Annotated in this window: 15 protein-coding genes; 12 read left to right on the top strand and 3 right to left on the bottom strand. The window is 65.7% G+C overall.

Annotated elements, in window-relative coordinates:
* The first annotated feature begins 96 nt into the window (after nt 1-96).
* Genes J2T07_RS18265 through J2T07_RS18255 form a run of 3 tightly spaced genes read left to right on the top strand, consistent with a single transcriptional unit; the run spans nt 97 to nt 2,582 of the window.
* Nucleotides 97-1,674 (top strand): flavin monoamine oxidase family protein, encoded by a 1,578-nt coding sequence (locus tag J2T07_RS18265; protein WP_306852008.1) that lies wholly within the window; start codon nt 97-99, stop codon nt 1,672-1,674.
* On the top strand, nt 1,671-2,087 hold the full coding sequence (locus J2T07_RS18260; RefSeq protein WP_306852006.1) for a c-type cytochrome: 417 nt from the start codon (nt 1,671-1,673) through the stop codon (nt 2,085-2,087). The genes J2T07_RS18265 and J2T07_RS18260 overlap by 4 nt, the downstream gene beginning before the upstream one ends.
* Before the next feature lie 3 nt (nt 2,088-2,090).
* Nucleotides 2,091-2,582, top strand: a complete 492-nt coding sequence (locus J2T07_RS18255; RefSeq protein ID WP_306852004.1) for a RidA family protein — start codon at nt 2,091-2,093, stop codon at nt 2,580-2,582.
* A gap of 106 nt (nt 2,583-2,688) precedes the next feature.
* Here the strand turns inward: J2T07_RS18255 and J2T07_RS18250 are convergent, their stop codons facing one another.
* Together J2T07_RS18250 and J2T07_RS18245 are read right to left on the bottom strand one after the other, a co-directional pair.
* The gene (locus J2T07_RS18250) at nt 2,689-4,026 is read right to left on the bottom strand and encodes an ammonium transporter (RefSeq protein WP_306852002.1); all 1,338 of its coding nucleotides are present in this window, start codon (nt 4,024-4,026) and stop codon (nt 2,689-2,691) included.
* A complete protein-coding gene (locus J2T07_RS18245; RefSeq protein ID WP_306852000.1) occupies nt 4,016-4,354 on the bottom strand; it encodes a P-II family nitrogen regulator in 339 nt (112 codons plus the stop codon). The genes J2T07_RS18250 and J2T07_RS18245 overlap by 11 nt, the downstream gene beginning before the upstream one ends.
* 386 nt (nt 4,355-4,740) lie before the next feature.
* On the opposite strand from J2T07_RS18245, the gene J2T07_RS18240 reads away from it, so the two are divergent.
* The 9 genes from J2T07_RS18240 (at nt 4,741) to J2T07_RS18200 (ending at nt 12,213) form a co-directional block, all read left to right on the top strand.
* Entirely contained in the window at nt 4,741-5,193 is a 453-nt protein-coding gene (locus J2T07_RS18240) for an SUF system Fe-S cluster assembly regulator (protein ID WP_306851997.1), read from the top strand.
* Between the two features lie 14 nt (nt 5,194-5,207).
* Nucleotides 5,208-6,668 carry a Fe-S cluster assembly protein SufB gene (gene sufB, locus J2T07_RS18235; protein ID WP_306852192.1) on the top strand — a complete coding sequence of 487 codons (1,461 nt, stop codon included), beginning with the start codon at nt 5,208-5,210 and terminating at the stop codon, nt 6,666-6,668.
* A gap of 29 nt (nt 6,669-6,697) precedes the next feature.
* Nucleotides 6,698-7,078, top strand: a complete 381-nt coding sequence (locus tag J2T07_RS18230; RefSeq protein WP_306851995.1) for an ACT domain-containing protein — start codon at nt 6,698-6,700, stop codon at nt 7,076-7,078.
* 21 nt (nt 7,079-7,099) lie between these two features.
* A complete protein-coding gene (sufC, locus tag J2T07_RS18225; RefSeq protein ID WP_306852189.1) occupies nt 7,100-7,885 on the top strand; it encodes a Fe-S cluster assembly ATPase SufC in 786 nt (261 codons plus the stop codon).
* Nucleotides 7,882-9,204: a Fe-S cluster assembly protein SufD gene (gene sufD, locus J2T07_RS18220; protein ID WP_306851993.1), complete on the top strand. Its 1,323-nt coding sequence runs from the start codon at nt 7,882-7,884 to the stop codon at nt 9,202-9,204. The genes sufC and sufD overlap by 4 nt, the downstream gene beginning before the upstream one ends.
* Nucleotides 9,205-9,220: 16 nt before the next feature.
* Entirely contained in the window at nt 9,221-10,468 is a 1,248-nt protein-coding gene (locus J2T07_RS18215) for an aminotransferase class V-fold PLP-dependent enzyme (protein WP_306851991.1), read from the top strand.
* A gap of 17 nt (nt 10,469-10,485) precedes the next feature.
* Nucleotides 10,486-11,019 carry a GNAT family N-acetyltransferase gene (locus J2T07_RS18210; protein ID WP_306851990.1) on the top strand — a complete coding sequence of 178 codons (534 nt, stop codon included), beginning with the start codon at nt 10,486-10,488 and terminating at the stop codon, nt 11,017-11,019.
* Complete coding sequence (locus tag J2T07_RS18205) at nt 11,016-11,330, top strand: non-heme iron oxygenase ferredoxin subunit (protein ID WP_306851988.1); 315 nt, start codon at nt 11,016-11,018, stop codon at nt 11,328-11,330. Before J2T07_RS18210 ends, J2T07_RS18205 begins: the two co-directional genes overlap by 4 nt.
* 100 nt (nt 11,331-11,430) lie before the next feature.
* Nucleotides 11,431-12,213 (top strand): CPBP family intramembrane glutamic endopeptidase, encoded by a 783-nt coding sequence (locus J2T07_RS18200; protein WP_306851985.1) that lies wholly within the window; start codon nt 11,431-11,433, stop codon nt 12,211-12,213.
* Here the strand turns inward: J2T07_RS18200 and J2T07_RS18195 are convergent.
* Nucleotides 12,210-12,974 carry a MipA/OmpV family protein gene (locus tag J2T07_RS18195; protein WP_306851982.1) on the bottom strand — a complete coding sequence of 255 codons (765 nt, stop codon included), beginning with the start codon at nt 12,972-12,974 and terminating at the stop codon, nt 12,210-12,212. The two genes, J2T07_RS18200 and J2T07_RS18195, sit on opposite strands and share 4 nt — an antisense overlap.
* Nucleotides 12,975-13,063 lie beyond the last annotated feature (89 nt).

The following is a 13,063-nucleotide window of genomic DNA, read 5'->3' as shown; positions in this document are numbered from 1 at the left end:
CGATTCTTGTGGTGCACTGCAGCGTGTGGTTATCTAGGAGCCCAGGGGTTTCTATCGGGGGACGGGTAGGTGGAAAACGACTGTGGAAGCGCGTCCATGACGCGACGCGATCTCCTGCGGATGATCGGTATCGCCGGTGGCGGCGCTCTCATGTACCAGGCGATGACCAACCTCGGCTTCGCCGCCGAGTCCCCTTACCGGCGGCCACCGCCATTGCAAGGCACAGGGCGTGGCAACGTGCTGGTGCTGGGCGCGGGCCTGGCTGGCCTCGTCGCCGCCTACGAACTGGGCAAGGCCGGTTACACGGTGCAGGTCCTCGAGTACAACGCGAGGCCGGGCGGCCGTAACTGGACGCTCCGTGGGGGCGACGTCTACACCGAGCTGGGCGGCCACCAGCAGGTGTGCCGCTTCGACGAAGGGCAATACTTCAATCCCGGCCCCTGGAGAATTCCGTACCACCACCACGGTGTGCTCGATTACTGCCGCCGGTTCGGCGTGCCGCTCGAACCCTTCGTGCAGGTGAATCACAACGCCTACATCCACGGGAAGGACGCATTCGGCGGCAAGCCGCAGCGCTTGCGCGAGGTGCAGGCGGATTTCCATGGCGGCGTGGCCGAGCTGCTTGCGAAGGCGGCGGGGAAGGGTCGACTGGACGACCTAGTGAGCCGCGAGGATCGTGAGATCCTGCTCGAGGCGATGCGTGACTTCGGCGGACTCGATCGCGAATACCGCTATGCGGCCGGGCGTGAAAGCAGTGAACACCGCGGCTATGCGAAAGACGCCGGCGGTGGCCCGGACGGCAAGCCGGCATTCTCCACGCCGGTCGGTCTTTCCGACATGCTCAATGGCCGCCTGTGGAAGGCGCTGGGCATGAGCGAGCTCTACGAGTACCAGACCACACTGATGCAGCCCGTGGGTGGGATGGACGCCATCGGCAAGGCCTTCGTGCGCGAGATCGGCGGCAACGTGATCCGCTACAACGCGAAGGTGACCGGCATCGCCCAGGACGACAGCGGCGTCACCGTGACCTACGAGGACACCAACGCGCCCGGTTCGCCGCGACAGGCGAAAGCCGATTGGTGCGTGTGCACGATTCCCCTGTCCATCCTCAGCCAGATTCCCATCCAGGTATCCGCCGCCAAGGCGGCGGCGATATCCGCCGTGCCGTACATGGCGTCATCGAAGATCGGCTTGCAGTTCAAGCGGCGGTTCTGGGAAGAAGACGAGGCGATCTACGGTGGCATCACGGCCACCGATCTCCCCATCGGGATGATCTCCTATCCGAGCCACGGCATCGGCACGAAGAAAGGCGTGCTGCTCGGCTCATACACCTTCTTCACCGAAGCCTACGAGTTCACCTCGCTCGATCCCGCGGCGCGTATCCGCAAGGCCGTCGAATATGGCGCTCGAATCCATCCGCAATACACCGCGGCATTCGAGAACGGCATGGCCGTGGCCTGGCACCGTTCCCCGTTCACCCTCGGCTGTTTCGGCTGGTGGACCGATGCCGCGCGCGAAAAACACTACGCGGACATCTGCTCGATGGACGGCCGCATCGTCCTGGCAGGGGAGCACGCGTCGTACCTGCCGGCCTGGCAGGAAGGCGCCATCCTTTCGTCGCTTTCCGCGATCGATGCCTTGCACCAGCGGGCACGGGCCGGGGGTCACGCATGAAAACGATCATCCTCGCGATCGCGTTGCTCGTGTCGCCCGGTTTCGCCCTGGCGCAAAAGACCGATGCCGATTTCATCGATGCCAAGGAGGCCTCGCACGCCACCGGCCAGCAGATCTTCACGCACATCTGCCAAGGCTGCCATATGGCGGACGCGAAGGGTGCCGTCGGCGCGGGTCATTATCCGGCGCTGGCGAGCAATCCGAAGCTCGCGTCGGCGGCTTATCCCGTCGTGATGGTGATGAATGGCCGTGGCGCCATGCCGGCCTTCGGCCCCCTGTTGACGGACGCCCAGGTCGCGGACGTGGTCAACTACGTGCGCAGCCACTTCGGCAACGCCTATTCGGACACCTTGAAGCCCGATGACGTGAAGGCGTTCCGTCCCGCTGCCGCTCCCACCGACGAGGACAACTGACCCATGTTCAAGCCAACACTGATCGCATCGCTGCTGCTTGCCGCCACCGCGCCCGCGCTCGCCGCCGATGTCGTACGGCACAAAATTCCGAACAGCACGTTTCCCATTTCCGCCGCGGTGGAAATTCCCGCGGGCAAGACCCTCGTCTTCCTGAGTGGCGTCGTGCCGCCGGTGGCCGATGCGAACGCACCGAAGGACAGCCCGCAGGCCTATGGCGACACGAAGACGCAGACCGTCGTCGTGCTGACCTCGATCGAGAAGCAACTGAAGGGCATGGGTTTGTCGATGGGTGACGTCGTGAAGATGCAGGTCTTCCTGGTCGGCGATCCCGCCAAGGGTGGCAAGATGGACTTCGCCGGGTTCATGGCGGGCTATACGCAGTTCTTCGGTACCGCGGCGCAACCGAACCTGCCATCGCGCTCGGCGATGCAGGTGGCCGCGTTGGCGAGCCCGAACTTCCTCGTGGAAATCGAAGTCACCGCCGTCCGCCCGTGACACTCATGCGCCCTTGCGGGTGGGAAGCGCGTTGGCGCACGAACGGGCTCTTGACGGATGCCCGATCGCGGCCAAGGCCGCTTCCCACCCGATCGACGGGACAGGCTCAAGACAAGTTGTAACCCCGCTCCTCGTGCAGCGCGATATCCAGGCCCACCTGCTCCTGTTCTTCGTCGACACGCAGGCCCATCGTCACGGCGATGCCCTTGAAGATGACGTAGCTCAGTACGGCGCTGTAGACGACGGTGAAGGCCACGCCCTTGAACTGGATCCATAACTGCAGGCCGAGGTCCGTCACGGTACCGAACCCTCCGAGCGCGGGCGCGGCGAATGGGCCGGTGAGCAACGCGCCGATGATGCCGGCGATGGCGTGGACACCGAAGACATCGAGCGAGTCGTCGTAGCCGAACCTGCGCTTGAGGCGCGTGGCGCAGAAGAAGCAGACGATACCCGCGACGAGGCCGAGCACCAGCGCGGCACCGGGGCCGCAGGTGCCGGCGGCGGGCGTGATGGCGACGAGTCCGGCGACGGCGCCCGAGGCGACGCCGAGCACACTGGGGCGGCGGTGGGTGATCCACTCGATGGCGGTCCAGCCGATCGCCGCGGCCGCCGTCGCGATTTGCGTCACCAGCATCGCCATGCCGGCGCTGCCGTTGGCCGCGACCGCGGAACCGGCATTGAAGCCGAACCAGCCAAGCCAGAGCATGCTCGCGCCGACCAGTGTGTAGCCGAGGTTGTGCGGCGGCATCGGCGTGGAGGGATAGCCGCGGCGCTTGCCGATCACGAGACATCCCACGAGGCCCGCGATGCCCGCGTTGATGTGCACCACGGTGCCGCCGGCGAAGTCGAGCACGCCGAGGTCGCCCAGGAAAGAACCCGGGCCGCCCCACACCATGTGCGCGATCGGCAGGTAGACCAGCGTGAACCACAGTGCGGTGAACACGAGCAGCGCGGAGAATTTCATGCGTTCCGCGATCGCTCCGACGATGAGTGCCGGCGTGATGATCGCGAAGGTCATCTGGAACATCACGAAGACCGCTTCCGGAATCGTGTTGTAGAGGCTGCCGGGCTCGAGGCCGGCCAGCATGGCGTGACCCAGGCCGCCGACGAAGGAATGCAGGTTGGTCGTTCCCGCGGTCATGCCGGTGTTGTCGAACGCCACCGAATAGCCGTAGACCACCCACAGGACGGTGACCAGCGCGGTGATGGCGAAGCACTGCATCAGGACGGAGAGCAGGTTCTTCGCGCGGACCATGCCGCCGTAGAACAGGGCGAGGCCCGGAATGGTCATCAGCAGCACGAGCATCGTGGCGGTGAGCATCCAGGCGGTGTCGCCGGAATCGAGCTTCGCCGGAGCGGCGGCTGCCTGGGCGAGGGCGCCACAGGGGAGGAGGGCGGCAACCAGTGCCGGCGCGAGGGTTTTGCGGATGACATCAGAGCGCATCGGCGTCGACCTCCTGGGTGCGGATACGAATGGCCTGTTCCAGGTCGATGACGAAGATCTTGCCGTCGCCGATCTTGCCCGTGCGGGCGGCGGTGGTGATCGCCTCGACCGCGCGCTCCAACTGTTCGTCGGTGACGGCGATCTCGATCTTCAGCTTGGGCAGGAAGTCCACGACGTACTCGGCGCCGCGGTACAACTCCGTGTGGCCGTGCTGGCGGCCGAAACCCTTCACCTCGGTGACCGTCATCCCCTGGACCCCGACCTCGGAGAGGGCTTCGCGGACGTCGTCCAGCGTGAACGGCTTGATGATCGCGTTGATCCACTTCATGGAGCGCGCTTCCCCTTCGATTGGCCTGCCAGATGAAGAGCAGGATGCGTGCCACTTGGGGGCGAGTGCCTCCAGGCGTTGTGCGGCGCGGCAACGGCTAGCGACGGTGACGCCGGCAATGCCCCGGACGCACCATCTAGGTGCGACGAGTTGCACCATGGGTGCGCGGTTGTGGGAGCCGACCTTGTCGGCGATGGGTGCTTGCCTCGACCTGGCCCGCTGCCGCGGGATCGCCGACAAGGTCGGCTCCCACAAGGGTTCGGCTCCCATAAGGGTTGGCCCTCGTGATTCCCCTCTCAAAGGGCGGCCCTGTTCGCCTTCCGCCATTGCGCTGCTTGCCGGAAATTAGTACCATTTTGGTCCGGTATTGACGACATCCCCTCCCCATGCTCCGTGTCAGCCGATTGACCGATTACGCGACCGTGGTGATGACCTGCATCGCCGCGCATCCCGCCGACGTTCTGAGCACCGCCCAGATCGCCGAGGAGGCGCGCCTGGAGCTGCCGACGGTCTCGAAGCTGCTGAAGCTGCTGGGCCACGCCGGATTGGTGGAGTCGTTTCGCGGGGTCAACGGCGGTTACCGCCTCGCCCGTCCGGCCGAGGCGATCAGCCTCGCCGACATCGTCGAGGCGATGGAAGGTCCGATCGGCATGACCGAATGCAGCGTGGCCCAGGGCCATTGCGACCGGCAGTCCCAGTGCGGCGTCAGCGACAGCTGGCGGTCGGTCTCCGGGGCCATCGACGGCGTGCTGCGTTCCATGACCCTGGCACAGATGCTGGCCGCGCGCCCCGGGGCGCCGGCGAAGGATGCGGCCCAGGCCGCACAGGCAAACGCATGAACGAGAGTGAGAACATGACACGCGACGTGGCAGCCCCGGTGCGCGATAACGCCGAAGTCGAAGCGGCCCTCAACCGCCGCTACGAAGCCGGTTTCGTCACCGACATCGAATCCACCAGCTTGCCTCCCGGCCTGAGCGAGGACATCGTCCGCCAGCTCTCCGCGATCAAGCAGGAGCCCGAGTGGATGACCGAGTGGCGCCTTGCCGCGTATCGCCATTGGCTGACCATGCCCGAGCCCGACTGGGCGAAGCTCGACATCGCGCCCATCGATTACCAGGCGGTCAGCTACTACTCGGCCCCGAAGGCTGGTCCGAAGTCGCTGGACGAGGTCGACCCCAAGCTGCTCGAGACCTACGAGAAACTCGGCGTGCCCTTGCATGAGCGGGCCAGGTTGGCCGGCGTCGCCGTGGATGCGGTGTTCGACTCGGTGTCGGTGGGCACCACTTTCCGCAAGGAACTGGCCGAGGCCGGTGTGATCTTCTGCTCGATGTCCGAGGCGATCCGCGAGCACGGCGACCTCGTGCGCCAATACCTGGGCAGCGTCGTGCCCACGGGCGACAACTACTTCGCCGCGCTGAACTCGGCCGTGTTCTCCGACGGCAGCTTCGTGTTCATCCCCAAGGGCGTGCGTTGCCCCATGGAGTTGTCCACCTACTTCCGCATCAACGCGATCAACACCGGGCAGTTCGAACGCACCCTCATCGTGGCCGAGGACGACGCTTATGTGTCGTACCTGGAAGGCTGCACGGCGCCCATGCGCGACGAGAACCAGCTGCACGCCGCGGTGGTCGAGCTGGTCGCGCTGGAGCGCGCCCAGATCAAGTATTCCACCGTGCAGAACTGGTATCCCGGCGACGAGAACGGCGTGGGTGGCATCTACAACTTCGTGACCAAGCGGGGCGACTGCCGTGGCGCGGATTCGAAAATCTCCTGGACCCAGGTCGAGACCGGTTCCGCGATCACCTGGAAGTACCCCAGCTGCGTGCTGCGGGGCGACCGCTCAGTGGGCGAGTTCTACTCCGTGGCGCTCACGCACCACCGCCAGCAGGCCGATACCGGCACCAAGATGATCCACATCGGCAAGGGCACCAAGTCGAAAATCGTCGCCAAGGGCATCAGCGCCGGCCGCAGCTCGAACAGCTATCGCGGCCTGGTGAAGATCGAAAAGGGTGCGGACGGTGCGCGCAACTACACCCAATGCGATTCCCTCCTCATCGGAAAGAAGTGCGGCGCGCATACCTTTCCGTACATGGAAGTGAAGAATCCGAACGCGATCGTCGAGCACGAAGCCACCACCTCGAAAATTTCCGACGACCAGTTGTTCTATTGCCTCTCGCGAGGCATTGGCGAGGAAGATGCCGTGTCGATGATCGTCGACGGTTTCTGTAAGCAGGTGTTCCGCGAACTGCCGATGGAGTTCGCCGTCGAAGCCAAGAAGCTGCTCGAGGTCTCCCTCGAAGGCGCGGTGGGCTGACGATGGGCATTGCCGGTTCCGCACCGGGCGTGACCGATCTGCGCGCGCTGCTCGCCGCACTGGATCCGGAGATCGACCCGATCCCCAAGCGCTTCCTCCACGTCTCGCACGAGAAGGCGCGGACGCGCCTGGCCGACGCGCTGATGATGTTCCGCGAGGCCGAAGGCAGCACGCTGATCGTGGATGTCGATGGTGACGATGTGCAAGGCGACCGCCTGCTCTGGGCGCGCATCACGTTGCGCGTGCAGTCGAGTCTCACCGCGGTCGGCATGATGGCCGCCGTATCCGCCGCGCTCGCCAAGCGCGGCATCCCCTGCAACCCCGTATCCGCGTTCCTGCACGACCACATCTTCGTGCCCTGGGATCGCCGCGACGACGCGCTCGACGCGCTCTCGCACCTCACGCCCTGATTGGACAGCACCGCCATGCACATGCTCAAGATCGACAACCTCCATGCCCGCGTCGAAGGCAAGGAGATCCTCAAAGGCCTTTCGCTCGCGGTGAAGCCCGGCGAGGTGCACGCCATCATGGGGCCCAACGGCGCGGGCAAGTCCACGCTCGGCAATGTGCTCGCGGGGCGCGATGGCTACGAGGTGACCGAAGGCTCCGTCACCTTCGACGGCCGCGACCTCCTCGCGCTGGAGCCGGAAGAGCGTGCCGCCGTCGGCGTCTTCCTGGCCTTCCAGTATCCGGTGGAAATCCCGGGAGTGAACAACACCTACTTCCTGCGTGCCGCGCTCAACGCGCAGCGGAAGTTCCGCGGTGAAGCCGAGCTGGACTCCATGCGCTTCCTCAAGCTGGTCCGCGAGAAGCTGAAGGTGATGCAGATCTCCGACGAACTGCTGCACCGCGCGGTGAACGAAGGATTCTCCGGTGGCGAGAAGAAACGTAACGAGATCTTCCAGATGGCCGTGCTCGAGCCGAAGCTGGCCATCCTCGACGAAACCGATTCCGGCCTGGACATCGATGCCCTGAAGCAGGTGGCCGAGGGCGTCAACGCCCTGCGCTCGCCGGACCGCTCGTTCGTGATAGTGACCCACTACCAGCGCCTGCTCGACTATATCGAGCCGGACTTCGTCCACGTGCTCGCCGGCGGCCGCATCGTCGAGAGTGGCGACAAGAACCTCGCCCTGAAGCTGGAAGAGCAGGGTTATGCGTGGCTCGCCGACACGCATCCGGAACTGCGCAAGGCCGATCTCGCCGGGGCGCCGGCATGAGCAACGCGCCGTCCCCGTTCGTGCGGGCGGCACTGGACGCCGCCGCCACGCTTCCCTCGACCGGCATCGCATGGCTCGACGCCGCGCGTGCGGAAAATCTCGATGCCTTCGCTGTCACCGGCCTGCCGGAAGGGCGTGACGAGGCGTGGAAGTACACGCCGCTGCGTGCGCTGTCGCAGCGCGGGTTCGCACTCGCCGACCGTGCGGCCGCCGTTGCCGCCATCGTCGATCCCGCGCTGTATGCCTTGCCCGGTGTCGACGGCGGCCGTGTCGTCTTTGTCGACGGTGCGTTTCGCGCCGATCTTTCCTCGCTCGATGCCGACGGTGTCGAATGGACCCCGTTGTCCGGCGCGCTGTCCACCCATCCCGAGCCCTTGCGCTTCGCGCTGGCCAACCGTTACCGGCGCGCCGCCGCGGATGCCTTCGCGCACCTGAATGCGGCGTTGTCCACGGACGGTCTCGTGCTTCGCATATCCGAGGGCGTCGCCCTGGCGAAGCCGTTGCATATCGTGCACGTTTCCAGCGGCGTCCAGGGCGATAGCGCCTGGCATGTGCGCGTGCTCGTGGAAATCGGCAAGTACGCGAGTGCGGAAATCGTCGAGCACTTCGTCTCGGCGGGCGCCGCCGCGCAACTCGGCACGCTGGTCTCCGATGTCGTCGCTGGCGAAGGGGCCCGCCTGGGCCTCGTCGTGGTCCAGGACGCCTCGGTCGCCACCACACTGGTTCGCCGCAGTCATGTCCGTCTCGACGAGCGGGCCGAAGTGACCCTGCACGCCCTCGAACTCGGCGGCGCGCTCGTCCGGCATGAAGTGAGCGCCGAGCTGGTGGGCGATGGTGCGCGCTTCGATTCGCGCGGCGTGTTCGCCCTGTCGGGCCGGCAGCACGCCGATACGCAACTCGAGATCCGGCACAACGCGCGGAACACGGCATCCGATGCCCTGTGGCGCGGGATCGCCGACGGCCGCTCGCGCGGGGTGTTCCGTGGCGCGATCGTGGTCTCCGAGGGTGCCGATGGCACCGATGCCTCGCTCAGCAACAAGAACCTGCTGCTGTCCGGACAGGCCGAGATCGACACCAAGCCGGAACTCGAGATCTATGCCGACGAGGTGAAGGCGGCGCACGGTGCCACCATCGGCCAGCTTGATGAACGCTCGCTTTTCTACCTGCGTTCCCGCGGTATCCCGTTGGTCCAGGCGCGCAGCCTGCTCACGCTGGCGTTTTGCCGTGCCGTGTTCGAATCGCTGCCGAACGAGGCCTTGCGCGAGCATCTGGGCGAACTGCTGGTCGCGCACCTGCCGACCAGTCCCGCCGCCGAATAAGTTACGGAGCCAAGCCATGAACGCCAAGCCCGAAACAGCCACCTTGCCGCTGGACGTCGAACACATCCGCGCCGACTTCCCGCTGTTGTCGCGGACCGTCCACGGAAAGCCGCTGATCTATTTCGACAATGCCAACACCGGGCAGAAGCCGGTATCGGTGATCGAGGCGGTGGACCGGCACTATCGCGAGCACAACGCCAATGTGGCGCGCGCGGTGCACACGCTGGGCGAGGAAGCCACGGCGTCTTACGAGGCCGCGCGCGACGCCATCGCACGGTTCGTCAACGCACCCTCGCGGGACGAGGTGATCCTCACCTCCGGAACGACACAGGCGATCAATTTGGTGGCCTACAGTTACGCCTTGCCACGACTGAAGGCGGGGGACGCGATCCTCACCACGGTGATGGAGCACCACGCCAACATCGTCCCCTGGCAGCTGGTGGCCGAACGTACCGGTGCCACGGTGAAGGCCGCGCCGATCGATGCGAACGGTGAGCTGATCGTCGAGAAGTACATCGAGATGCTGACGCCCGAGGTGAAACTCGCCTGCGTCGCCCACGTTTCCAACGTGCTGGGCACGGTGAATCCGGTCCGTGAGATCGCCCGCGAGTGCCGTAAGCGCGGTATCCCGCTGCTGGTCGACGGTTCACAGGCGGCGCCGCATCGCCGGATCGACGTTCAGGCGCTCGGTTGCGACTTCTATGCCATCACCGGTCATAAGATGATGGCGCCGACAGGCACCGGCGCGCTATGGGCGAAGCGCGAGCACCTGATGGCGATGCCGCCCTTCTTCGGTGGCGGCGAGATGATCCGCGAGGTGCGCTTCGACGGCACCGTCTTCGCCGATCCGCCGCACCGGTTCGAAGCGGGCACACCGAATATCGCGGGTTTCGCGGGTATCCCCGCGGCGATCGCGTACCTCGAGGGCTTGGGCTTCGACCGGCTCAAGGCTTATGAGCAGGAACTCCTGGCGTATGCCACCGATGCGATCGAAAACCTGCCGGGTGTACGCATCTTCGGTCGTGCGAAGGAGAAGGAACCGGTCATTTCCTTCCTGCTGGAGGGAGCGCACGCCAACGACATGGCCACCTTGCTCGACCTGCAGGGCGTGGCCGTTCGCTCGGGCCACCATTGCGCCCACCCGTTGATGCAGTTCTTCGGCGTACCGGCCACGCTGCGAGCCTCGCTGGCCTTCTACAACACGAAGGCCGAGGTGGACGGCTTCATCGAAGCTGTCGGCCGGGTGCGCAAGCTGCTGCTCTGAACCGCTAAGATTCCCGCATGACCATCAAGCATGCCTTCCGCAAAGCCACCCCGGCCGACGCTCCCGTCATCGCCGCGCTAGTCGAATCCGCCTACCGCGGCGATGCCAGTCGTGCGGGTTGGACCACAGAGGCGGATTTCCTGCACGGCCGGCGTACCGACGTCACCGAAATCGAGGCATTGCTCTCCGGCGGGAACGGGCGTTTCGTGCTGTTCGAGCGGGATGGGGTGGTCGCCGCGTCCTGCTACATCGAGCGGCAAGGCGGGGCCTGCTACTTCGGCATGTTTTCCGTTCACCCGCCGCTGCAGGGGGCGGGCATCGGCCGGCTGGTGATCGAAGAGGTCGAGCGCATCGCCCGCGACGAGTGGGGATGCCAACGTGTCGAAATGACAGTGATCGATATCCGCGTCGAACTCATCGCCTGGTACGAGCGGCGCGGCTACCTCCGTACCGGCCGGACGAAACCATTCCCCTATGGCGACGAACGCGTCGGTCTCCCGCAGCGCGACGACCTGCGCTTCGAGTACCTGACGAAGGAATTGCGCACATGAACGGTTGGGTACGGGTAGGGACGCGTAGCGAGTTGCTTCCCGGCGAGTACCGGGTGGTGTGGGACGGCGATACGGCGATCGCCGTATACAACATCGACGGCGATCTCTACGCCATCGAAGACGTCTGCACGCACGATGGCGGCGAACTGGCTGGTGGGCCGGTGAATGGCTTCGAGGTCGAATGTGTCCGGCACGGTGCCCGTTTCGACGTCCGGTCCGGCGAGGTTACCTGTCCGCCCGCCTACGAGCCGGTTCCGGTCTTCCCCGTGAAGGAAGCCGAAGGCGCGATCTGGACCCGCGACGATCGCTGAGCCCCGCTCGCCGGCCCGTAAGCGGCGACCAAAATCCTATGGCGCGCAACGCCTTCGGGCCCTAAGCTTCGCGCAGTACAAGCAACCTTCAGGGGATTCCATGACGCAGAACGATCGATGGCGCGCGGCACTCGCCTTCGCGATCCTGTTCGTTCTGTACCAGGCTGCCGAGGGTATCGGCGGGCGGTTGCTCGGCAGCTTCACGGTCCAGGCCGGCCTGATGGTGGGCATGGTCGTGGCCGCCTGGCCGCTCGGACGCTGGCTCGGCTTTCGTGGCTACGATGCCTACGCCCTGGAGTGGCGCCGGTCGGCGGGGGTCTTGCTGGCCGGCGGGCTCGCGCTGGCACTGCTTCTCAAGTACGTGGCCGTCTGCATCGGCATGGTCTTCAACGTCTATGCCGCGCTTGCGCCGGAATCGCCACGGGTAGCTGCCGTTTCCTTTCTCTCGTCGATTCCATGGGCCCTTGTCGCAACCTTCGTGCCCTCCATCGCCGAGGACATCCTCACGCGTGGATTCCTCTACCGTGCGGCACGAATCCGCTGGGTGCCGTGGGCTTTCGTACTCGTATCCAGCACGTTCTACGTGGTCAACCATATCTACCGGCTCGGTGCCGGCCCTGCGGAATGGGTGATGTTGTTCTGCTTCGGGCTCGCCTATGCCACGGCGGTGCTGCGCACCGGTTCGCTGTGGCTGGCGGTGGGCCTGCATTGGGGCTGGAACCTCGCCAATGTATTGATCGGCGACATCCTTCCCTACCAGGTGCTGTCGCAGGCATGGTCGCCGTTCCTTTCAGCCGCCGCCCACCTGGTGATGCTGGGCGTGCTGTTCGCGGTTCCGGCGCCGCCGGAACGCGACGAACTCAATGCCGGCCCGGCCGTCTAGAAGTGATAGACGAAGGCGAGGGTTTCCGTCACCTGCCGGGTCGAGCCGAACTGGCGGACCAGCGGACTCTGCGCGGCATTCCCATATAGCCGTCCGTACGAAACGGCCAGGGCGAAGCCGGTATGCCGCGAGGTGGGAATGAAGGCGTCGTATTCCAGGTTCGCTGATTGCCAGCCCGCCCCGGGGTGCCATGCCTGGGTGCCCAGGGTGGCTGCCTCACCAGGGGTGACACCGTAGAAGCGCCGCATCGCCGGGCCATTCATGCCCTCGACCTGCAGTTCGATCGAATGCTGGATATACCACACGTCTGGCAATCGATAGTCGGCGTACAGCGCCGCATAGGCACCCGCGCCGTTGGTGTCGTGGGCGACGTGCCCCCCCACGCTGAAGCGTTTGTCGAAGGCGTACTCCAGGTAGCCGCCGCCCTGGAAACGCGGCGACAGCGAGGCGACCTTGCCGCCAAGTTGCCCGAGGTCGCCACGCGTGCGGCCCCACAACCAGTTGCCGTAGACGCCGCCGTGCCAGTGCTCGCCGGAGATGAGGTCGATGGTGAGGCCGTCGGCGGTGGATAGCTCGCCCTTGCCGGGCAGGTCGATGTCCACGTAGGGGATGGCCTGGTCGCGCCGGTCCTTCGAACCCTGCCACGCGGGCATCCGCTGCATGCCTGCGCCGAAGGCATAGCTGGGGGTGTCGTCGTCGCTGGCCTGGGCGGTCGCGGCCAGCAGGAGAAGGATGGGGAAAACGAGGCGCGAACGGCACATGCGCGGAAACCGGAGCCGGATGAGCACCGAAGCATGCCACATGGGTTCTTACATATTGCTTTCGACGTGGGGAAAGGGCTTGGAAAGGA

The organism is Luteibacter jiangsuensis (genome assembly GCF_030812295.1).
Classification (GTDB): domain Bacteria; phylum Pseudomonadota; class Gammaproteobacteria; order Xanthomonadales; family Rhodanobacteraceae; genus Luteibacter; species Luteibacter jiangsuensis_A.
This window is presented reverse-complemented; position numbering and strand designations above follow the sequence as displayed.